The sequence below is a fragment of the Dorea phocaeensis genome (assembly GCF_900240315.1).
GTDB lineage: Bacteria > Bacillota > Clostridia > Lachnospirales > Lachnospiraceae > Dorea_B > Dorea_B phocaeensis.
The window spans coordinates 113,541-133,744 of the sequence record NZ_OEPZ01000003.1; the positions used below are offsets into that span (position 1 = coordinate 113,541).

Here is a 20,204-nt window from a genome sequence, read left to right on the forward strand (position 1 = left end):
TCAATCAAAAAGAGGACTGAATTAGACAACCGGAATCTATATTCCGTGCGAGCTAATTCAGTCCTATAATTACAATAATTCTGTTGTTTTTACTCTTGTCTTACACAAATCCATTTCCAGTCTGGATCTGTAATAATTCATATTCTGGAATGACAGCGCTGCCTTATTTTTCCCTTTTTCAGGGAGTTAAAAATAAGGACTAAATTAGTGCAACCCCTTGTATTTACTGGAGTTTTCTAACTTGTCCTTATTATAACTCGACCATGAGGCGTTATATTCGGAATTTGAACTTTAAAAATGTCATTATATCTTTTGACTGCATGATTAAATCTATGTTCCCAATGCATTGCTACTTCTGGCATTCCTTTCTTATCTCTAAAAAGGAATCCAACATATCCACACACCATAATTTCTGGAAGATTCGTTGGTCTATTTTCCAATATTCGCTTAAATGTTTGATACACATCTTCTGTCATTGGAATCTTTCTTGTTCCTGCATTTGTCTTTGTTGATTCGATAATATACTCCATTTTGGAAGTTCTCTGAAGCTGATGATCTATATTTATTATCCTATTTTCCAAATCAATATCTTTTAAGGTAAGTCCACAGAACTCCGATATTCTAAGTCCTGTATGAAACAAAAGGTAAAATACATCATAGTATTTATGGTAGACATTATCATAGCGTACAAACTTAAGAAAACTATTCATTTGTGCCCTTGTAACCGCTTGTCTTGTATGCTCCGTATTAACAATAACACCTGCGAGTTCAAATCCAAATGGATTCTTTACTAAAACATCATCATCTACTGCCATTTGAAATGCAGGTCTTAATACTCCTCTTATAGTCTTTACTGTGCTTGATCCTCTTCCATCTTGTTGCAATTTAATAAGAAATAACTTTGCATCAGACGTTTTAATTTCTGCTATCTTACGACTTCCAAACTCTTCTTTACTCATGATGTTCTGTACAAAATTATAATTCTGAAGTGTATTAGGCTTTACCCCTGTTCTTGTTTTAAGATATCGAGCAATAAGTTCGTTTACCGTTAAAGTTTTCCCTGTTGGATCAAGTCTTGACTCTAAATCCTTTCCTACCATTTTTTCAAGTTCTCTAAGAGAAAGGCATGGCTGCTTACCTACAGGTTGTGGGTCAGCAGGCGTAAGTCTCCAACTGTATAAGAACTTAGGTTTTCCATCAACCATGTATTTATACTGATATTTCCCATTCGCTCGTACAGATTCTCCAGTTCGTAAAATCCTATGTTTAGAATCTCTTCTTTGTCCTTGGCTTGCCATTTGCTAGTCCCTCCTTCACTCCTGGTTTCTGTAAATACTTGATAAACTCATCCTTTATAATAAGCTTTCGTGTTCCATACATGGCCATAAATGGAAGGTTCTTCTCCTCTACCAAACGAAACAATTTTCTTCTGCTGAGGCCAAAAAACTCTGCAGTCTCAATCACTGTAAGAAAGTCTTTCCCTTCAAGCGTTGGTTTATGCATATCCTCATCACCTCTCTTTCGGTAGTCGTATATTGCCGTAAATCCCCTGAAATAGCAACTATTTTTGGCAAATAAAAAGCAACTATATCGTAGAATTATTGCAAAGATATTCTTCGAATTTTGTACGAATAATCAAGTATCGATTTCCACTCTTTACTGCAAAAGCTCCAAGATTTTCCTCCGCAAGTCTTCTCATTTTCTTGATGCCAATATTAAAATATAATGCAGCCTCTTTAATTGAAAGCGTGTAGCGTTCTCTATACGAAATTTCACTCATCCTTCTTCCCTCCAAACCGATATTTTATGTAGCATTCATGGCAGCAAAACTTTCTATTTGCATTGCCGTACACAGTAAAGGTGCTGTTACAACTCGGACAGACAATTTTATAGTTTGCCTTTCTCTTAACCAGATCCAAATGACTATTCCACCATTTATTCCTACAAGTATCCGAGCAAAACCTCTTTCGTTTCCTGTGTTCTTTTTGTTCGACAGACTTTCCACACCACTCACAAGAGAAACTAGACTCTTTAAGTTCTTGTAAATCGGCATCCATCAAGTGATTTCTTCTACAGAAAGATTTGATGGTGTTTAGAGATAACTTCGTCAAATTGGAAATCTGCTTATACCCATAGCCGTTTTTTCTATAAATCTCAATCTGTCTTTTTTCTTCATTGGTCATAAAAAAGCACCTCCTACCATGTAGCCTTGGCAGGAGGTAAAAAAGGACGTTTTTACATTAATCTTTCTTATAAAACTGACATTCATAGCCATCTGCACGAAGAAGAAGTCCTTCTACCCAAGGTGGTGTCCTTCCCATCTGCTCACATATGGCATCAAGGGACATATCCTTTCTGCACTCAATGATGACTTCATCATGCACATGAGCAACGATATTACAACATCGTAAAGTCTGCATGGCATACATAAGTACATCCCTTGCAATTGCCTGCGTGATATTCTCACAGAACTTGGGACCATAACTTTCAAGCCTTTCCCACTTCTTTGTTCCGCCTACACCTTCATAGGTAACAGACTCACCACCAAACTGATTCACCCCTATCTTAGGCTTTACATATGCAAGCCTTCTGCCAGATGGAAGAACAATAAAAAGGAATCCACTCTCATACTCAAAACGGATACCGTGGGTCTGTGTTGTAATTCTTTTCTTGACGGTTTCCTTTACACAGTTATCAATATCCCACCACAGCATTGTGATTGCAGGATTAGAATTTCGCCAAGCATATACAAGTGGTTGCAACTCTTCTTCGGTAAGACCCATTTCGATAGCACCCATAGCTTTTAATGCACCGACCGAGCCACCATAGCCAAGGGCCAATTCAGCAATCTTACCTTTCTGCCTTAAGTGTCCATTAATGCCATGCTTTTCTACAGGCACACCAAACATCTGTGATGCACTGCTGCAGTAGATATCCTTTCCTTCTTCAAACACCTTGATTCTCCATCTTTCTCCAGCAAGCCATGCAAGAATTCGAGCTTCAATAGCAGAAAAGTCCGCAACGATGAATTTGTTATCACCCTGTGGCACAAAGGCTGTACGAATCAGCTGTGACAAGGTATCCGGAATATCATCATATAATAGTTCAAGAGCATCAAAGTTGCCTGTACGAACTAACCCTCTAGCTTCGGCAAGGTCTGTCATATGGTTCTGAGGGAGGTTTTGTAGCTGCACCAGTCTTCCGGCAAACCTACCCGTTCTGTTGGCACCGTAAAACTGAAACATTCCTCGTACTCTGCTATCTTCGCACACAGCATTTTCCATAGCCGTATATTTCTTAACACTGCTTTTTGCAAGCTGCTGACGAAGAGATAATACATCAACAAGATGTTTAGGAGCATCTTTCATCATCTCTGCCACCGCCTTCTTACCAAGACTATCTGTTTCAAGTCCATTCTCTGAAAGCCAGTTCTTCATCTGCTGTACAGAATTCGGATTCTCAAGACCAGTAAGTTCCTGCATCTGTTCTGTAAGGGAAACCTTACTCTTATCATCAAATGCTATCGCATTCTTAACAAAAACCATATCAACACCGATTCCACGGTCATTGATTTCCTGGTCTAAATGATACTCGTCCCAGATGCTTTTGCTTACAGGGAATCTTGAAAGCTTCTGCTGGATACCCATTTCTGTTTCAACATCTCGAAGATTATATGCCTTAAACTGTATCCACTTCTCCAAATCGTGATATGGCATATTTCTTGTTCTGCCACCGTTAACCTTGGTTGGAGAACAGGGAACACAGAAGTATTTGATGAGATTCTTTCCTTCCGATAGTTTCTGCTTTTCAAGTCCAAGAACGGCACCTACTCCTTCAAGAGATAATGGAAGTCCAAGAGTTGCTGCCCAAACAAGAGTACAATGCCATGACACAGGATCAATACAATATCCCCCGATAGATACACCATTATCTCGAAGATACCTGGATAAGCAGACTCTCTCAAACTGTGCATTGAACGCCCACTTTATTACTCCATCATCCGTTAAGGCATCAATAATATCGTCTGGTATCTTTTCTCCCATTGCCAGATCCACAACCTTGACCTCACTACCATCAACAGAGTATCCGAAAAGCAGAATCTCAAAGTCCTCGCTTTCTGCATAGCGATAGACTCCAGATTTTTGCAGACTCACACTTGAAAAAGTTTCAATATCTATACTGATTGATTTCACATTCTCACTTCCTTCCAAAGTAAAACAGACGGCAGAGAATACTCCTCCACCGCCTGCCAGAAATTAAGGGGTTCGTTCAGATTAAGATAAGAAATCGTCATCTTCCTCTGTACTAAAGTCATCCATTGCAGAACTGCGACCACCAAGAGGCTCTCCATCTCTAATCTTCTGAATATTTCCAAGACCACAGGCAATACCCTTATTACCATTAGAATTGAATGCGTAGAAGTTAAGAGACACTCTCGCATAGCAACCACTGTACACTTCATCACGGTCAAGGATAGGCTTTACTGCCTTATCAACAATCTGTGGTGCTGTCTTACTGTTGGCATTGATGAACCAGTGTCCGGCATAAGCCTCGTCCTCACGCTCTGTATCTCCGTCACGAAGAGGAAGCTTGATTGCTGCCTTGTTAGGCTTCTTGCCTCCAAACTTTGCAATGCCTTCCTCAATAGCGGCATCAATTGCACGCTCAATTGACTGTACTGTTTCCTTATCATCCTTTGGAATAAGAACAGATACACTGTATCTTTCAGGACCGCCGTTGATAGATGTAGGCTCCCATCCATGGAAATAAGAAAGTCTTGTGTTCTTGCCTGTGATAACCTTTGTTTTACTTACATTCGCCATAATCGTTAATCCTCCATTTTAAATTCGTTTTTAGCGTCTGATATATTCATTGCCTCTCTCTTATCCGAATTAGGTACAAGAGTCGGCTTTCCGGGTGGTTTGTAGATAAGGTCACCCAGTACCTTTTCAAATGTTGCTTTACCCATCAGTTTCTGCATCTCTGTAAGAGTGATGAGGCTCTGACGGTAAATATCCTTATAACCTGCTTCCTTTGCTGCTTTTGCTACTTCCTCTTCATCCTTGTATTTACGGATAGAGCGTCCTGCAACAACCTTAAATCCCTTCCACTGCTTGCCGTGGTTTACTGCTGATTCGGTAGCATAGGTCATAATCTCATTTGCCCACTTTGTAAGATCAGGAATAACCGATAAAATTTCTTCAACTTCTGAATCTGTAAGAAGTGGTGGAAGTTTGAACTCTTTCTGTGCCAGTTTTAATTTTTCTTCTGCCCTTGCTCTGCATCTGACTGCAGCTTTGCAAAAGGTACACCATTCGCCAGGACAATATTCGCCTTCTCCATTCATAGCCATTTGTGCTCTTGGTTTTAAGACTTCTTCTGCCCAGCCTTTCAATTCCGTTACTGAAATTGTCCATGTATTTACATTTTCTCTGCGGGGCTGAAAGATGGACATTGATACCTCTTCGATATCATATAAACTGTCATAGATTGCAAGGGCACCGAGAGCATAACATTTCATCTGTGGATTATCTGTAGCATCTACCAAAACTCCCATGCCATATTTGAAATCAATGATATGAAGCTTATCATCCGAAACAATCACACAGTCTGCTGTTCCATATCCTTCTGGCACATATTCAGAGAAATCTACATGCTGCTCTATCAGCACCAATGGATCTTTGCAATTTTGTTTTGCAATATCAAGTTGTTCTAAGACAAAATCCACATATGCATCTGTGTGTTCCTGCATTTCATCACTGTCATAAGATGAAATAGGTCTTTTACTTCTTCTGCGGAGTGCCTTCTTTAACTTGTGTTCACATTGTGCGTGAGCTGCTGTTCCTTCTTCTGCTGCCTGGCTTGTTTTATTTTCATATTCTGATTCAAGCTTTGCACTCGGTGTGCAGTTGAGCCATCTGTGAGAACTGGAAGGAGAAAGAAATGCATGATTACTCATTACCAAGTCCCTCCGCCTCTTTGATGATTGCTTCATAATTGCTAGGGTCGATATCCGATAACTTGTTGCCTCCAAACTTTGCAATCAAACCCTTAACTTCTGATGTAAGTCCGTTCTGACTCTTTTCAGCAAGAACACCTCTTACATCTTCGAGTGTGTAAACCTTGGCTTTTTCCTTTTTAGGCTTAGTAGCTTTTTCAGGAATCTGCGCCACAGGCTGGTCATTGATTCCTTCTACAGATTTCATTTCTGTAAGAACATCTGCTACCCCCTGAAGACTGTCTGCCAGATTACGCACATTTGTAATGACACCGACAACTGCATCAAGTAATTCCGTTACTTTATTCATGGTCTACCTCCTTCCGTAACTCTTGAAATGGCCAGTTCCTCAATCATGTCACCCGGAACAAGAATCGTGATTTTCTGTTTTTTACCAAACAGCAATCTCATAAATCGTTCTCGAAGCGTGATACACTTGCAGGACACCATACCGTTTCGTTGTGGCTTGTCAGAAACACTAATGTGAAGATTATGTTTCATCGTTACACCTCCAATTCCGAGAGATTTGTTTCTCTCTAACATGTAGCCTTGGGAAGAGGTTCAAAAGGACGTTTTTTGAAAAACTTTTTTATTTTTCTTTTTTCCTTGTTTCTCTCTTCCTAACTAGTAGCCTTGAAAAGAGCATCAAAAGGACGTTTTGAAATAAAAAAAATAAAGCCTGCCTACACTCCAAAGAATGTAAGCAGGCTTACAGCACTGTTTCGATTATTTCTTATTTTAAGATTTCATTGACTCTTTTCTGTACCTCATGGTAACTATATCCCGCTGCAGTAAGACGATTCTTTCTATCCTGACCATTCCCCCAATCACCACGAATGACCTCTCTTGCAATCGTATCAATGGACTTTGATGGTGCGGAAGTATTACTTCCATATAGAATTTCATTGACCCTTTCCTGAACTGCACTATAGCTATATCCTGCTGACTCTAATCTTGTTTTTCTATCAGCGCCATTTCCCCAGTCTCCACGGATCACTTCTCTTGCAATCGCATCAACTGACTTTGAAGGAGAAGGTGATGGAGCATTACTTCCATACAAAAGTTCATTAACCCTTTCCTGAACTGCACTATAGTTATATCCTGCTGACTCTAGTCTTGCTTTTCTATCAGCACCGTTCCCCCAGCCGCCACGAATGACTTCTCTTGCAATCGCATCAATGGATTTTGATGGAGAAGGTGATGGTTTAACAGGAACTCCCTGTAAATTTGCTGTGACCTTATTTGCTAAATCACCTAGACGAGCATAAAGCCAGTTTCCTGGGCAGCTTTTATTGGCAAACCATCTATGTACAGTAAGCACCATTTCATTCGATTTTGGAGAATAGTTAAGGGTTCTATTCTTATCTCCAAGCCATAAAAGTTTATTTTTTCCATTTCTTCTACAGATATCTGTACAAAGATTTACAAGTGAGTCATATACCTTTGAGTTCATAGCATAAGGCTCATAGGTATCACTTGCACATTCAATCGTAACGGCTCTCTGATCGTTGGCATTTGATGAAGAGCACCAGCTACGGTTCTTTTCTTCTACATACATTGCGATTCTACCATCCACACCAATCCCATAGTTTGAGCTTGCTTCTCTTGATGCAGGAGCAAAAATATTACCTAATGTTTCTACACTGCACTGACCGACTACGCAATGTGGCGTGATGCGGTCAATGGCATGGGTTCTATGTCCTGAATGGTTTGGACTAAGCTTTGTATAAGATACTAATTTACTGTTTGACATGTTACTTTTCCTCCTTTTCTTCTGATCGTTCATGTAACTGCTGTAAGACATCCTTTATTTTTTCCGGCACCGGAAGTCCTAAGTGCGTTGCATTTTCAAGAAGTGATACTCCTTCATTGGAGATATAAAAGAAAATGACCGCTGTTCGAAGAACACTTCCTGTTCCAATCACATTCACATCAAGGATCTGTGCGATTCCTACAAGCATGAAAATAAGGACTTTTCTACAAATTCCTTTAAAGCCGACTGCACTAGATAGCGTTTTATCATTGATGGCACACATCACCCCAGTCACATAATCGACTACCACAAAGGCTACAAGTGCATATAAAAGACCATCCCAGCCACCTAAAAAGTAGCCTAGCCATCCTCCAATACCTGTAAAAATAAACTGAATTGTGTTCCAAAATTCTTTCATATTGAATTCCTCCCTTCTTTCTCTATATGAAAAAAGCAGGTGCCTTCAGCATCTGCCCTAATCATCACTTTTCTCTTTTTCCGCCTTTGTCTTAATGATCTCATCATTTAATTCATTGATGGTATTCTCGTAATAATTCTTTAACTCTTCGCCATAGTTCTTTTCTTCTAATACAGATTCTCCTATGGTAGCAGACCTTACATCCGCCAAGATACCTGCAAGAATTCCTTCTACCATATAAGTTGGAATCGGATATTCTTTTTGCAGCTGAATAATCTGTCCATTTAATTCTGAGCGAAAACGCTGATATGCTACAGCATAATTCATATTTGGTTTTTCCATCACTGATTACCTCCCACAATAGAAAGGAGCAGGTCCAACTTCTTGTTTACCTGCTCCAAAAGATCTACAACTTTATCTTTTTTGTTTTTTAGTTCCTTGCTATTATCAGTTGCTTTTAGCACGGATCCTTTATTTTCTTCATTCATTATCTCGTGAATTTCTAATAGCCTTTCTTTTTTCATATGCTCCTCCTGCGCTTTAAGCATAATAGTTTAAGTCCATCAATACGCCATTCTTAAATACCATACGGCCATTTGGACCCCACCTAGTAGGGTTTCCGCTTGAATCAACAGAAAGTATCTGAACATAATTGATAGTTGCATTAATCCCATTTCCGCCTTCCCATTGAGGATTAATAATCTTATGACCATGACAATAAAAATTACAGCCTAGATGCAAGCCATATTCCTTGTAGATACTATTTGCTCGAGAAAAACAAAGCATGGTTGTATAAGCACCTGCGCTTGCATTTGGAAGTTCTGCAAAAGCCATATATTTTCCTTGTGCATCCAGGTCAAACACCAGTCCTTTATGAGCAGAATTTCCAGAATACCTATTTGTTCCAATTAAACCAACATAATATCCATCACGATAAAATCGAATTCCTTGCTCATCAATAACAGCTCTTTTTTCTGAATTATTAATGGTTCCATTGTATAGTCCAATTTCACCGGCTTTGATTTGGATATATTTACTTGCTGAGTTAAAACCTAGCAGAAAGCTATTGTAATTCTGTTGCATATAGGTTCCAAACTCACCTTTTTTTACCATTGTACTGATATTGCCTTCTGCAACCGTAATTCTAGAAATTGCTTCTTCTGCTTTTGTTTTTGCTATATTAATATCTTGGTCCTGAACACGAATCCAGCGAGAATTCATATAAGAGCCAAGGGTTTCACTTGATGTATATTTCCAAAGTTTACGCACATTATTTCCATACGGACTATGCTCCGATTCTGGATAAGTTGTACCAGAAATAGATTCTATGGTCGCATCCGCCGGAAGACTTGCCAGTGCTCCCTTCATTTCATAGGATCCTGTAACTTTTTCAATATTACTTATTTTAAAACCGTAGTAATCGCAATTTGATGAGTCCGATCTCCAGTACACATAAAATTCCGTTGCCGGTACATATATTTGTGCATTGCTTATATCTGAACCACCTATTCTTGGAAGTGCGTACATACTTCCATTCAATTTAAAGAAGATTTGAACATAGTCATAATTTACACTTTCTGTCCTACTTTCAGCAGCAAATGTTACCCTTAAAGATTCCATAGTGACTGTATATCGATAGGCATAACCTGTCAAAGTGTTATAAAACATATCTCCAACATGACTTAACCTTTCAGCATTTGATGTCCATTTCGTACATGGCTCCTTATTGCTAGTTGGCTCATAGGGACCATTATAGTTTCCACTTTTATCTTTTAGCACAGCCTGTATCTCATCATTATTTTTATCAATGTCTGCATCCTTCACTCTGACCCAGGAAGCATCGACTGCTGTACTTAATTGACTACCACTAAATTTCCAAAGCTTTCTATCGTTTGCTAAGTATGGTAAATGCTCTGATTCTGGATATGCATTGGGATTTATCGTCATCGCATCCCCTGCATCAGATGGAAGATTTTTAATTTTAACAGACTCAGTATATACATCTTTTACACGTCTAATGCCTGCAATCTTAAATCCGTAATAGTTTTCATTTGAATGATCACTTCTCCAATAGATCCAAAACTCGTTTGTTGGTATATACACCGACATATTTGATAAGGAAGTTCCGCCAAGCTGCTCGGATGCATACATTTTCCCATCCATCTCATAAAAGAATTGAACGTAGTCATAATTTTCGCTTTCTGTTCTACTTTCTGGAGAAAATTTTACCTCATACAGTTCTTGTTTCAATGCATAGCGATAAGCGTAGCCATTTGATGTATTAAAGAAAAAATCTCCCTCATGGAACTTTTTCAAAGCATCTGTATTCCATGAGTTAGCTGGAGCATTGGAATTATTCGGTGTATAGCCACCATAGTAATTTCCGTTCTTCTGCTGTAAGTTTTGCGTAATCGTTTCTACACTTGCTTCGATTTTTCTATCTGTTGTAGAAAATTTTGTGTTGATTTCCTTTGTAGTATAATAATTTTTCAGTTTCTCATCTGTAGAAGAATTGGCGGCATTTATAGCAGCATTTTTAGAATCTTCGATTTTGGTTTCAACCTGCGAAGTATAGGAAACAGATAACTTTTCACCCGTTATACTTCCAGCAACAATTCTCTCACCTAGAATTTGACCATCAAGTGTCATGCCAACACTATAAGGACCAGCGTATCCGTTACGACTTCCACCGATACCATGAAGGTTTACTTGTAAAACTTTTGTAGCAGTATTCTTATCCATTGTGTCCATGTAAAGATCACGCAGCCATCGACCTTGCTCATCATACTCTGATAACTTGTATCCACCTTTATTGTTCTGCATCTGTGATGTCAGATTATCGACTGCATCTTTAATCTTTGCATTTACAATCTTGCGACTTGTTTCTGCTTCCTCAACTAGACCTGAATAACTTTGATTTGTCTGTTCAATATATCCTTTTGCTTTTGAACTACCTAATTCGATTCTTGCCTCTTCTGGCTTTAGAAGTGGAATCGAAAGCTTTAGTACAGGAAATATCTTATCCATACCGTACGGTGATGCAGTACATCGAATTTTATCTCCAAGTTTAAAACTTTCATAATCAACATCTACAATAGATAAATCTAGAGCCTTCAAATGCAGTGTGATATTTTCAAATTGACTATCTGTAAGCCACTCCTGACCTTTTCTTAATAAATTACTCGGTACATGGACATCATTCCAATGCTGAACAGAACATACCCATCCAAACTTTCTATGTGCCGCTTGTGATACAATATAGTTTTTTCCATCATTGACAGATGTTATATCGACATACTTTTTTAAAGCATTAACATCCGATTCCTTTGTTTCCATTTCTGCACCAAGAGGAATCACCGCTGATGCTATTTCATCTGCGGATAAATCTTCCGTATAATCAAGCAGATTTTCTCCAAAAGAAATCGTCTGCGTTGATAATACACCGATATCCTCCATCTTTAACCAATCTATATACAGCTTATCTTCTTCATGGCGAAGAACTATGTATCCACCTAACCTATCTACCAGTTTGCTGCGAATACACTCAAGGGTTGTTTCATAATTGGTATAACGATATAACGAGTCATTGGAATCTGTCACAGTAACCTGACCTACAGTAAACTCTTTACGATTTTCTACCATCTTATTGTGTTCAACAATCCATGATCTTAAAAGCTGTGATGGAGTCATATCGTGATATTCATTCTGAGGCTGAATGCTGTCTGAAAGATAAGCCAAAACGCCTACACAACTTACTTTTTTATTACCCATAAAATCTTTTTCTTGATTTCTTACTTCTCCATAGAAAATTTCCTCTCCATCACGACATACGCTGATCATGCTTTTTCTGTTTTGTATGTTGCTGTAAAGAGGATTTGTTTTAGGACAAATAAAAGTAAAACTGCCACTTTCTCCTAATGCAATATCCAGTACAGGGGAGTCAATCATATAATTCTTGTCTCCTGGAATATATAAAATGTTATCATCCAGATTTACTTGATACATTTATAATCTCCCCTTTCTGTACTGAATCACTACTTCAAGATTTCCTTCAATTTTAAAAGTACTTTTCCCATCCACATGAAATATCGGTAAAATATTTGTTCCCATTTTACATGGATACTTAACATTACCGATGGTGGCAACTACATCAACATTTACAACATTTCCACAGATGACAACTGCCTCTATTACCTTTGTATGAGCATCCACGGAAAATACATATGGCTCTGTTGCTAAGTTTTTAGTTATCATCTGATAACCATCATTCTTTGTTTCAGCAACTTCATATTTAAATGGGTCTAAATTATAGCTGATGGTTATAACGGAATAATTCTTTTCTGAGTTCCATTCATTAACGCTTAATCTTCCTTCGTAGTAATAAAGAGGATCATCTTCTAAGATAACTCTTAGAAAACGACCCTGTAAAAAACTCAAAAGTTCAGAATACACTTTTGACCATTCACGATTTTTATCCACTAAAAACTTCCAACTACCTTGTCGGTTTTCATATGTGATGCTTCCCGTTAGTGTTTCTGTCAAATCAAGGATACCATTTCTTCCTGGTATTTCTAAATAAGATACTTTTGGTTCAGGTGGTGAAATGACAGGTCGTGACATGGGAATCAATCCAAAATCAGAGTAGGTATTTTTACCACCTATGATTAAACTATGATACATACTACCACCCCTTCCTTTGTTTCATTGCTATTTTTCCTAGTGCCGTATTCATCTGTGGTGCCATTGCTCCTACTAATTCTCCTGAATCAAGCATAACCGATGTACTAGCAAACTGAGGAAAATACTCATTCATCATCCGTATCATCTGGCTCATCGCATTTAACAGATCATAATTTGATCCACTTGCCATATCTCGCAATGTATCAAGACCCATAATAACTTCCGGTCCTGCTTCTCCTCCACCTAAGAAAGTACTGCCACTTCTTCCAAATATAGTAGCCCCATTCAATAACATCGGTTTATCCATTGCTTTCTTGTACCATGAAATTGAAAAGTGTGGTACAGATGGTGGTGCTAAAGAAAAGCTACCTTTGATACTAAAGTGCGGCAGCTTAATACGAGGTAACGAAATATCAAGTCCTGAAAAGAACCCTTTGATTTTATCCACGATTCCTTTAATGGTATCTCGTGCTTTTTCTATTGGACTTACAATAGCTTGACGTATTCCATTCCATATGGATGTAGAAGTATTTTTGATACTGTTAAATACTGTAGAAAGTGTATTTTTCACAGCATTAAAGACGCTGCTTACAACACTTTTGACGATATTAACCGGTGTTGTAATTGCCGTTTTGATTCCTTCCCATATTACTGAGGCTATGTTCTGAATAGCACTAAATACGGTAGAAATCGTTGTCTTAACAGCATTAACTGCTTCTGTAACCTTAGTCTTAATAGAATCCCATACAGATGTAATGATTTCTTTGCAGTTCTCCCAGATAAACTGAAATGGCAAAGTAATAAGATCAAAGGCTGTACTAAAGAAGGATGCAATAAACATCACTACTGTCGTTACTACATTTTTTATGCCTTCCCAAATACCAGTAAAGAATGTAGAAATTCCGGTCCACATATTTACAAAGAAATCTTTAATAGAAGTCCAAACTTCTGTCCAGCTTGTACCAAACCATCCAAGAAACACATTGGCGATATTCTGAATTGCGGTAATACATGTTGTAAAAGTATTTTTCATAAATTCCCATACAGAACTGAAAATACCTTTTACACCTTCCCAGACTTGTGTCCAGTTTCCTGTAAAAATTCCGATAAAGATATCAAGAAATCCAGTAATAGCACCAAGCGCTCCTTCTAAAACATTGACAATTTGTGTAAATACTCCTTCAAATACAGGTGCTAGGAAATTACAAAATCCATTCCACACTGTTTTTATTACTTCTGTAATACTACTGAAATTGAAACCTAGTGCATTTAACCTTTCTACAATTCCTTGTGCAAAGCCATCAAATACAGCTTTCACTCGATTCCAAATAGCAATCACATTATTCTTAAACTCTTCATTCGTTTTCCAAAGATGAGTAAATGCACCAACAAGTACACCAATTGCAGCAACAACAGCTATTACAATTGGATTGATCCCCATAATAGCAGCACCCATTTTAGAAAATACTGCAGATAGACCACCAGCCTTTGCAACAGCTGCTGATATTTTAAGTCCAAGCTTTGAAAAGGCCTGAATAGCAATTCCTATTTTCGATATAACGGTTCCGAGTATGACAAGCATGGGCCCTAAAGCTACTACAAATAATCCTACCTTGACAATGACCTGTCTTGTTCCTTCATCAAGATTATTTAGCCAGTCTACAAAAAACTGTAGTTTAGCCACAATATTTTTAATCATTGGCATAAGGGCTTCACCTATAGAAATGGCAAAACCTTCTACCGCTGATTTTAAAATCGTAAGCTGACCATTTAGATTATCAAGCTGTGTATCTGCCATCTTTTGTGCTGCACCACCGCTACTTTCAATAGCACTTTGAAGTCCATCCCAAGTTTCACCAGTATTGGCAAGCAGAGCATTTACAGAAGATAAATCTGTCTTATTAAAAATCTTACTGATGATATTTGACTTTTCTTCCGATGTCATTCCATCCATGCTCTGATTTAAGTCACCCAGTATATCATTAAGACTTCGCATATTTCCTTCTGAGTCAAAAACAGATACCCCGAGTTCCTTTAGCGATTTTGTAGCTACATCCGTAGGACTCTGCAAAGAAAGAATGACATTTCGTAAATGCGTACCGCCTTCAGCCCCTTTGATACCATTATTTGCTAAGATACCAAGTGCTGTATTTAACTCAGCAGTTCCGCCTTTTACTGTTTTAGCAGTTGCACCAATAGTTAAAATACCTTCACCAAGCTGGCCAACCGATGTATTTGTGGTAGAAGCAGTCTTTGCCATCTGATCTACCATTTTATCAGCATCGGCTGTTTCCATTCCAAGTGCAGACATAGCATCTGTAACCATATCCGATGCCGATGCAAGATCAATGTTACCAGCAGCAGCTAGGTTTAAAACAGTAGGAAGTGTATCTGCCATTTCCTGCGTGTTATATCCTGCAAGTGCTAGGTAATTTAAAGCCTCTGCACACTCACTTGCAGAAAAGGCAGTTTTCGCACCCATCTCTTTAGCAAGGTCAGATAATGCATCCATTGTATTAACAGATTTACCATTTAAATCAGACATAGAATCCGATGTGATTCCCATTGTAGCCTGAACCTGGCTCATGGAGCTTTCAAAATCTGCTGCCGTTTTTACGGCCACTCCACCCATAGCTGTTACAGCTGCAGATGCCACAGATGTCTTTTTACCTACATCTGTGATTTTATTTCCTACATTTTCAAACTTAGAACCAACCTCAGATGCTTTTCCTAGTACCTGATTTACTTTTGATGCTTGTGATTCCAGCTTTTTCAGTTGTTCTTCAGTTTCTATAATTTCTCTTTGAAGGGCATCATACTGTTCTTTAGAAATTTCTCCATTTTGCAGCTGTTCATTTGCCTGTTGTGCTGCAAGCTTTAATGTTTCCAGCTTCTCTTTTGTTTCCCCAATTGCCTGTGTTAATAGTTGCTGCTTTTGGGCAAGCAAAGTAGTATTAGACGGATCTAGTTTTAAAAGTCTCTCCACATCCTTTAATGCGGATTGCGTATTTTTAATTTGGCCATTAACGCCTTTTAAAGCTGTTTGTAGTTTCGTGGTATCTCCGCCAATTTCAACGGTTATACCTTTAATTCGATTTGCCATTGGCTGATACCTCCTTATTATTTTTAAGACTTTCGCTCAAAAATGAGCAAAAGAAAAGCACCAATCGTCTAAAACAATTGATGCTTTCTTCGTTCATAGATAATGATTAGTCAAAATCATATGGATTGCCATAGCACATCCAATCAAGTGGATACATCACACCATGTTCTGCCTCAAACTCTGCTTGAGACTTTATCTTACGTTTTGCATCCTGCTTACGAGATACTTTTTTTGTCATCTTGTCATTTAACATTCTTGCTCTGTAAGCTTTGTTGTTGTGATTGTGCTGATTTGCATAATCATTTAATTGTTGCTGTGTATGCGTCTTTGAAGACACACTTTTTTTCTTAGCCATGAACATTTCTCCTTTCTCCTTGACTCCGTGTATATGATTACGCACGAGATAGCGGACACTGTGTCACCTTCATAGCTGAATCCAAAAGAAACTACCTATCGGATTATCCCTGCATTTAATCAAATCTCAAGGTTGGAGAACAATTTTTATGTTTTCAATAGAAATTGTTAAATCCATTATAGTATCACAACTTTTCAAATTCAATAATTATTAGAATTTATCAAAATCCTCCTGTGTTGCAAGATTATCATAAATAACACTATCATTCCCTTTTTCAGTCCAAATATCCATCACCATTCCGATGGTAAGATAATCTAAGTCTTTAATCGAAAGGCCGATTTCTAAACATCGAAGAAGGAAAAGCGGCGTTGTCATTTCGCGGCTACTTCGTTTAAGTTTTTTTTAGACTCAATATCTGTTATAAGATTTGTTCCCCAAAGAGCAAGGATTTCTGGGAGCACCTCATAAATCGAAAACATCTCAAACTGATCAAGCCAGTCATCGATATTATCTGGAATGCTGTGGTCTGCATGATAAGCCATGATATATGCCACGTTTTCAAAAATTTCTAAATCGTCAATAGCAAAATCATCACCATCATCCTTATTTCCTTTATAGGAACTTTCAAGCTTTGCTAAGTCTTTAAAAATATCGCGCTTAAACTTTGCTCGATACAGTCTAGGTACAGTGGCAGAGGAGCGAAATGCTACCTCTTTACCACCAACATTGATTACTTTCTTTAACATGAGTGTTCCTCCTTATGCTAATACTTCTTTAGGGGTAGGTACATAAACATTTTTATACCAGTCTTTATAAGTAGTTTCCGTTGTTGTATCTCCAGTTCTACTTTTTACAAGACCATCTTCTCTAGGGTCTGCAGTAAGAGAAAGTTTCTCTGTTCCTGGTTCAATCGTATCTTCCTTTGTTTCTGATTCAATAGAAGGACGAGATGCACTGCAGTTATATAAAACATGACGGATTGCATTGGCATCTCCATCAAATTCAAATAAAAGTGCAAATTTCTCTGTTTCTGCAATTGCAGCATTTTCTACAAGAACGCCATTCTTATCAAGTTCTTCTTTTAAAATATCTGTTCTAAACCATTCTGGAATTAAAGCAATTTCAAGATCGCCTGAATATCCGTTATTAGATGTTGAACGAAAATACACAATCCCATCTGCATAAAACGGACTGGAGTCACCTTCTGCATCAAGGCTGATACTTACTGCTCCTGGAATGGCCTTTGGTACTTCATATTTATATGCACCATCAGGGCCTTTCGTCAGTTTTGCAGCGTGTACATTCTTAAGATTGTACTTAATTTTATTTGCCATTTTGTTATACCTCCATTTCAAATGAATATAGGACTTCATACAGTTTTTCACTTTCAATCCAAGTTTCCAGCTTGTCATAATAAATGCCATGCTTATCCAGTGCTGCCTCTACTTTCTGTTCTACCGACAAGTCCTTACGATCGGTATACAGTTCCAAATGAACGATATTTATCTTGTGATACACCTTTCCATCTGCAGCAAAGTTATCACTGCCTGGAGTAAGGTAACAGATAAATGGTGGATTAGGACTTTCACCTTCTGCAAAGTGATTATAAGCAAAAGGAAGTCCTATTTCCTTTATCATATTTACAACTTCTAACATCACATACCTCCCAAAGCTTTTAAGATTTCTTGTTCAAGTGTATCGATGGCATTTTCTTCCGCTTTTGCAATATGAGGTCTTGCAGCCACACGGCCACCACCTCGTTTTGCATGGCCAAATTCTAATAGGTGAGCAAGTTGATACCTGTTTCTGGAATGAACTGTTACTTCCAGTGAGTTTGACGTTTCTTTTGTCTTTTTAACTGACCAGCTTTTGGCATAGGCACCGGTATCTTTTGGTGCGGATTGAGAGATTTCTTTTCTTACAGCATTTCCTGCCTTACGAACGGATTTTTTCATATCATCCGTTGCTAAATCTGCATACTCTTTTAGACCTTTTATAATTTCATCTGCAAGTCTATCAATCTTTACATTTGCCATATCTAATTCCTTACCTTTTCACATTTTAATTTGATGCACTTTTTCTTAAAGTTCATGTGATCGATAGCTACGATGTTATACGGTTCTCCCCCAAATAAAACTCTATGCTTTGTTGTATCGAGGTTTTCTAATGCCTTGCAATAACGAATCGTAAAAGAAATATCGGAATCTTCCACGATTAGACCCGCTACACTCTTTTCAGAACCACCTTCACCACTTACTGTAGCAAAGCAGGAATAATATTCTTTCCATGTGTTTTTATGATTTCCAATCTCATCTACTATAATTTCATTTTGCTGAATTTGAATTTTTACATTTAATAGCGAAACCTCCATCAGAACACGCTCCTTCTTACACCTTCTAAAAGGGAACGAAGAGAAATAGAAAGCTGATGGTGGTCTGCATCTTCTCTATGTTCATATAGGTACGCTACGGCATACATCACAGCAATTTTTGATGTCGGCATCATGCTAAGTTCAGCCACAGAAAGTCTTGCAATATCAGCACATAGATTTTCAGATGCTGCTATAAGATGCTCAATCAGCTGGTCATCATCATTAAAGTCAACACGAAGGTATCCTTTCATTTCATCAAGACTTAAAATCATTGTCATACCACCTCAAATGCGAATGGTGACAGGCTACAAACTCATATCCCACCACCATCTTGAATTAAATCTTATTCTGCTTTAAGTTTTAAAATCTTAACAGCCTCTGGAAGAATCAGCTTTCCATCGACTCTTTCCTTTGCAACAAATCCAACCATTCCATTTCCTGCAAAAAGTTCACGAAGATCTGCAAATGAACGAGAACCACGGTCCCCGATGTTGTAATAACTGTAGTCACCGAAAGCAATCGCATTCTTTGGTGCAAAGGCAGAAGTATGTACCGGATAACCAAGTACTCTATCTGGTTCTCCTTCTTTATAGGAAGGCTGCCAGATATATGCACCATTGTTGTCTTTCAGTTTTCTAAGAGTTGCAAGTGTAGCGTCATTCATGATGAAAGATGCCTTTTTACGATATGGTCTTTTCAATCCATATACAAGGTCGATCATATCATCAGACTTAATTGCAGCCGTTAGTGTGTTTGCTACTTCACCGCCACCAGTTGCAGCAAAGATACCTGTAGGTTTACTTTTACCATCACCATTTAGAAAAGCATCTTCTTCTGCATTAGCAAGTGCCTTACCAAACTGTGTGATGATGTAGTTTTCAAGTCCGAATGCATTATCATATAAAAGTTCTTCCGTTACTTTAATTGCAACATGAAGCTTATATGCATCAAGGTAAATCTGACTGAACTTTGCATCACCAAAAGTTAATGCAGCACCTTCTTCAATCCATGCTGCCGCAGGTTTTGTAGCTGCGATATTAATTTTATGCTGACCAGCAGTTGTAATAGTTGTGGCAAGAGAACGCATGATATTTTCTTCTTCTAACACATCAATTAATCTGCTGTCATATTCATCCGGTACTAAATAACCACCATCGGCATCTACCTTTTCCTGCAGGATGTTACTTACATTACGGAAGTTAGAACGCATAGCAGAAAGCATCGCATTCTTATACTCATTTGATGCAGTACCTGTCTTTTCTTTTCCATCTTCCATATCACCACTTGATGGTTTTACAACAATTGGAGAATTTACTGGTTTTGAAAGTTCTGCCTCTCTTCTTTCTGCCCTCTGCTGACGGTCAATGACATCCGTCAAATCTTCAATTTCTTTTTCCATTTTGTTATAGGTTTCTGTATCTTCCTTAGAAAGCACTCCATTTTCATCCTGGTGTGTTTCTACAAAGCTTTTTGCCGTATCCCATAACTTTGCTCTTTTTTCAATCAATTCTTTCATCGTCATATTC

The 20,204-nt window shown here is 38.2% G+C and carries 23 protein-coding genes and 1 pseudogene; all 24 read right to left on the bottom strand.

The features are described from left to right. Nucleotides 1-263: 263 nt before the first annotated feature. Nucleotides 264-1,298: pseudogene (locus C0979_RS07590) on the bottom strand (integrase DNA-binding domain-containing protein); the annotation flags it as partial. Next, nucleotides 1,267-1,503 (bottom strand): helix-turn-helix domain-containing protein, encoded by a 237-nt coding sequence (locus C0979_RS07595; RefSeq protein ID WP_101695391.1) that lies wholly within the window; start codon nt 1,501-1,503, stop codon nt 1,267-1,269. The pseudogene C0979_RS07590 and the gene C0979_RS07595, both read right to left, overlap by 32 nt. Nucleotides 1,504-1,585: 82 nt before the next feature. After that, a complete protein-coding gene (locus C0979_RS07600; RefSeq protein ID WP_101695392.1) occupies nt 1,586-1,780 on the bottom strand; it encodes an excisionase in 195 nt (64 codons plus the stop codon). After that, a complete protein-coding gene (locus C0979_RS07605) occupies nt 1,773-2,183 on the bottom strand; it encodes an RNA polymerase subunit sigma-70 (RefSeq protein ID WP_101695393.1) in 411 nt (136 codons plus the stop codon). Before C0979_RS07605 ends, C0979_RS07600 begins: the two co-directional genes overlap by 8 nt. 57 nt (nt 2,184-2,240) lie before the next feature. Next, entirely contained in the window at nt 2,241-4,193 is a 1,953-nt protein-coding gene (locus C0979_RS07610; RefSeq protein WP_101695669.1) for a DNA polymerase, read from the bottom strand. Nucleotides 4,194-4,274: 81 nt separating this feature from the next. After that, entirely contained in the window at nt 4,275-4,823 is a 549-nt protein-coding gene (locus C0979_RS07615) for a DUF2815 family protein (RefSeq protein ID WP_101695394.1), read from the bottom strand. Between the two features lie 5 nt (nt 4,824-4,828). After that, on the bottom strand, nt 4,829-5,959 hold the full coding sequence (locus tag C0979_RS07620) for a DUF2800 domain-containing protein (RefSeq protein WP_101695395.1): 1,131 nt from the start codon (nt 5,957-5,959) through the stop codon (nt 4,829-4,831). Beyond that, nucleotides 5,952-6,308, bottom strand: coding sequence for an rRNA biogenesis protein rrp5 (locus tag C0979_RS07625; protein ID WP_101695396.1), 357 nt, complete (start codon nt 6,306-6,308; stop codon nt 5,952-5,954). Before C0979_RS07625 ends, C0979_RS07620 begins: the two co-directional genes overlap by 8 nt. Further along, nucleotides 6,305-6,499: a hypothetical protein gene (locus tag C0979_RS07630; RefSeq protein ID WP_101695397.1), complete on the bottom strand. Its 195-nt coding sequence runs from the start codon at nt 6,497-6,499 to the stop codon at nt 6,305-6,307. Before C0979_RS07630 ends, C0979_RS07625 begins: the two co-directional genes overlap by 4 nt. Before the next feature lie 232 nt (nt 6,500-6,731). Next, nucleotides 6,732-7,751, bottom strand: coding sequence for an N-acetylmuramoyl-L-alanine amidase (locus C0979_RS07635; protein WP_101695398.1), 1,020 nt, complete (start codon nt 7,749-7,751; stop codon nt 6,732-6,734). A gap of 1 nt (nt 7,752) precedes the next feature. Next, nucleotides 7,753-8,169: a phage holin family protein gene (locus C0979_RS07640; protein ID WP_101695399.1), complete on the bottom strand. Its 417-nt coding sequence runs from the start codon at nt 8,167-8,169 to the stop codon at nt 7,753-7,755. 57 nt (nt 8,170-8,226) lie between these two features. Then, complete coding sequence (locus tag C0979_RS07645; protein WP_101695400.1) at nt 8,227-8,511, bottom strand: toxin; 285 nt, start codon at nt 8,509-8,511, stop codon at nt 8,227-8,229. Further along, entirely contained in the window at nt 8,511-8,693 is a 183-nt protein-coding gene (locus tag C0979_RS07650) for a hypothetical protein (protein WP_101695401.1), read from the bottom strand. The genes C0979_RS07645 and C0979_RS07650 overlap by 1 nt, the downstream gene beginning before the upstream one ends. Before the next feature lie 16 nt (nt 8,694-8,709). Further along, nucleotides 8,710-12,174 (bottom strand): phage tail protein, encoded by a 3,465-nt coding sequence (locus C0979_RS07655; RefSeq protein ID WP_101695402.1) that lies wholly within the window; start codon nt 12,172-12,174, stop codon nt 8,710-8,712. Further along, the gene (locus C0979_RS07660) at nt 12,175-12,849 is read right to left on the bottom strand and encodes a hypothetical protein (RefSeq protein WP_101695403.1); all 675 of its coding nucleotides are present in this window, start codon (nt 12,847-12,849) and stop codon (nt 12,175-12,177) included. It lies immediately after the preceding gene. Between the two features lies 1 nt (nt 12,850). Next, nucleotides 12,851-15,952 carry a phage tail tape measure protein gene (locus C0979_RS07665; protein WP_101695404.1) on the bottom strand — a complete coding sequence of 1,034 codons (3,102 nt, stop codon included), beginning with the start codon at nt 15,950-15,952 and terminating at the stop codon, nt 12,851-12,853. A 106-nt stretch (nt 15,953-16,058) separates the two neighbouring features. Next, the gene (locus tag C0979_RS07670; RefSeq protein ID WP_101695670.1) at nt 16,059-16,307 is read right to left on the bottom strand and encodes a hypothetical protein; all 249 of its coding nucleotides are present in this window, start codon (nt 16,305-16,307) and stop codon (nt 16,059-16,061) included. 371 nt (nt 16,308-16,678) lie between these two features. Beyond that, a complete protein-coding gene (locus C0979_RS07675; protein ID WP_101695405.1) occupies nt 16,679-17,053 on the bottom strand; it encodes a hypothetical protein in 375 nt (124 codons plus the stop codon). A gap of 12 nt (nt 17,054-17,065) precedes the next feature. Further along, nucleotides 17,066-17,641 carry a major tail protein gene (locus tag C0979_RS07680; RefSeq protein WP_101695406.1) on the bottom strand — a complete coding sequence of 192 codons (576 nt, stop codon included), beginning with the start codon at nt 17,639-17,641 and terminating at the stop codon, nt 17,066-17,068. Between the two features lie 4 nt (nt 17,642-17,645). Further along, the gene (locus C0979_RS07685; protein ID WP_101695407.1) at nt 17,646-17,963 is read right to left on the bottom strand and encodes a hypothetical protein; all 318 of its coding nucleotides are present in this window, start codon (nt 17,961-17,963) and stop codon (nt 17,646-17,648) included. Continuing rightward, nucleotides 17,963-18,343: an HK97 gp10 family phage protein gene (locus C0979_RS07690; protein ID WP_101695408.1), complete on the bottom strand. Its 381-nt coding sequence runs from the start codon at nt 18,341-18,343 to the stop codon at nt 17,963-17,965. Before C0979_RS07690 ends, C0979_RS07685 begins: the two co-directional genes overlap by 1 nt. Nucleotides 18,344-18,345: 2 nt before the next feature. Further along, nucleotides 18,346-18,678 carry a phage head closure protein gene (locus C0979_RS07695; RefSeq protein WP_101695409.1) on the bottom strand — a complete coding sequence of 111 codons (333 nt, stop codon included), beginning with the start codon at nt 18,676-18,678 and terminating at the stop codon, nt 18,346-18,348. Further along, nucleotides 18,678-18,950, bottom strand: a complete 273-nt coding sequence (locus C0979_RS07700; protein ID WP_101695410.1) for a head-tail connector protein — start codon at nt 18,948-18,950, stop codon at nt 18,678-18,680. The genes C0979_RS07695 and C0979_RS07700 overlap by 1 nt, the downstream gene beginning before the upstream one ends. Nucleotides 18,951-19,021: 71 nt before the next feature. Beyond that, nucleotides 19,022-20,200 (bottom strand): phage major capsid protein, encoded by a 1,179-nt coding sequence (locus tag C0979_RS07705; RefSeq protein WP_101695411.1) that lies wholly within the window; start codon nt 20,198-20,200, stop codon nt 19,022-19,024. Nucleotides 20,201-20,204 lie beyond the last annotated feature (4 nt).

Bases quoted from the DNA above. Each gene is read 5' to 3' on its own strand.
- C0979_RS07595 (WP_101695391.1), bottom strand. From the start codon at position 1,503: ATGCATAAACCAACGCTTGAAGGGAAAGACTTTCTTACAGTGATTGAG.
- C0979_RS07600 (WP_101695392.1), bottom strand. From the start codon at position 1,780: ATGAGTGAAATTTCGTATAGAGAACGCTACACGCTTTCAATTAAAGAG.
- C0979_RS07605 (WP_101695393.1), bottom strand. From the start codon at position 2,183: ATGACCAATGAAGAAAAAAGACAGATTGAGATTTATAGAAAAAACGGC.
- C0979_RS07615 (WP_101695394.1), bottom strand. From the start codon at position 4,823: ATGGCGAATGTAAGTAAAACAAAGGTTATCACAGGCAAGAACACAAGA.
- C0979_RS07620 (WP_101695395.1), bottom strand. From the start codon at position 5,959: ATGAGTAATCATGCATTTCTTTCTCCTTCCAGTTCTCACAGATGGCTC.
- C0979_RS07625 (WP_101695396.1), bottom strand. From the start codon at position 6,308: ATGAATAAAGTAACGGAATTACTTGATGCAGTTGTCGGTGTCATTACA.
- C0979_RS07630 (WP_101695397.1), bottom strand. From the start codon at position 6,499: ATGAAACATAATCTTCACATTAGTGTTTCTGACAAGCCACAACGAAAC.
- C0979_RS07635 (WP_101695398.1), bottom strand. From the start codon at position 7,751: ATGTCAAACAGTAAATTAGTATCTTATACAAAGCTTAGTCCAAACCAT.
- C0979_RS07640 (WP_101695399.1), bottom strand. From the start codon at position 8,169: ATGAAAGAATTTTGGAACACAATTCAGTTTATTTTTACAGGTATTGGA.
- C0979_RS07645 (WP_101695400.1), bottom strand. From the start codon at position 8,511: ATGGAAAAACCAAATATGAATTATGCTGTAGCATATCAGCGTTTTCGC.
- C0979_RS07650 (WP_101695401.1), bottom strand. From the start codon at position 8,693: ATGAAAAAAGAAAGGCTATTAGAAATTCACGAGATAATGAATGAAGAA.
- C0979_RS07655 (WP_101695402.1), bottom strand. From the start codon at position 12,174: ATGTATCAAGTAAATCTGGATGATAACATTTTATATATTCCAGGAGAC.
- C0979_RS07660 (WP_101695403.1), bottom strand. From the start codon at position 12,849: ATGTATCATAGTTTAATCATAGGTGGTAAAAATACCTACTCTGATTTT.
- C0979_RS07665 (WP_101695404.1), bottom strand. From the start codon at position 15,952: ATGGCAAATCGAATTAAAGGTATAACCGTTGAAATTGGCGGAGATACC.
- C0979_RS07670 (WP_101695670.1), bottom strand. From the start codon at position 16,307: ATGGCTAAGAAAAAAAGTGTGTCTTCAAAGACGCATACACAGCAACAA.
- C0979_RS07675 (WP_101695405.1), bottom strand. From the start codon at position 17,053: ATGTTAAAGAAAGTAATCAATGTTGGTGGTAAAGAGGTAGCATTTCGC.
- C0979_RS07680 (WP_101695406.1), bottom strand. From the start codon at position 17,641: ATGGCAAATAAAATTAAGTACAATCTTAAGAATGTACACGCTGCAAAA.
- C0979_RS07685 (WP_101695407.1), bottom strand. From the start codon at position 17,963: ATGTTAGAAGTTGTAAATATGATAAAGGAAATAGGACTTCCTTTTGCT.
- C0979_RS07690 (WP_101695408.1), bottom strand. From the start codon at position 18,343: ATGGCAAATGTAAAGATTGATAGACTTGCAGATGAAATTATAAAAGGT.
- C0979_RS07695 (WP_101695409.1), bottom strand. From the start codon at position 18,678: ATGGAGGTTTCGCTATTAAATGTAAAAATTCAAATTCAGCAAAATGAA.
- C0979_RS07700 (WP_101695410.1), bottom strand. From the start codon at position 18,950: ATGATTTTAAGTCTTGATGAAATGAAAGGATACCTTCGTGTTGACTTT.
- C0979_RS07705 (WP_101695411.1), bottom strand. From the start codon at position 20,200: ATGACGATGAAAGAATTGATTGAAAAAAGAGCAAAGTTATGGGATACG.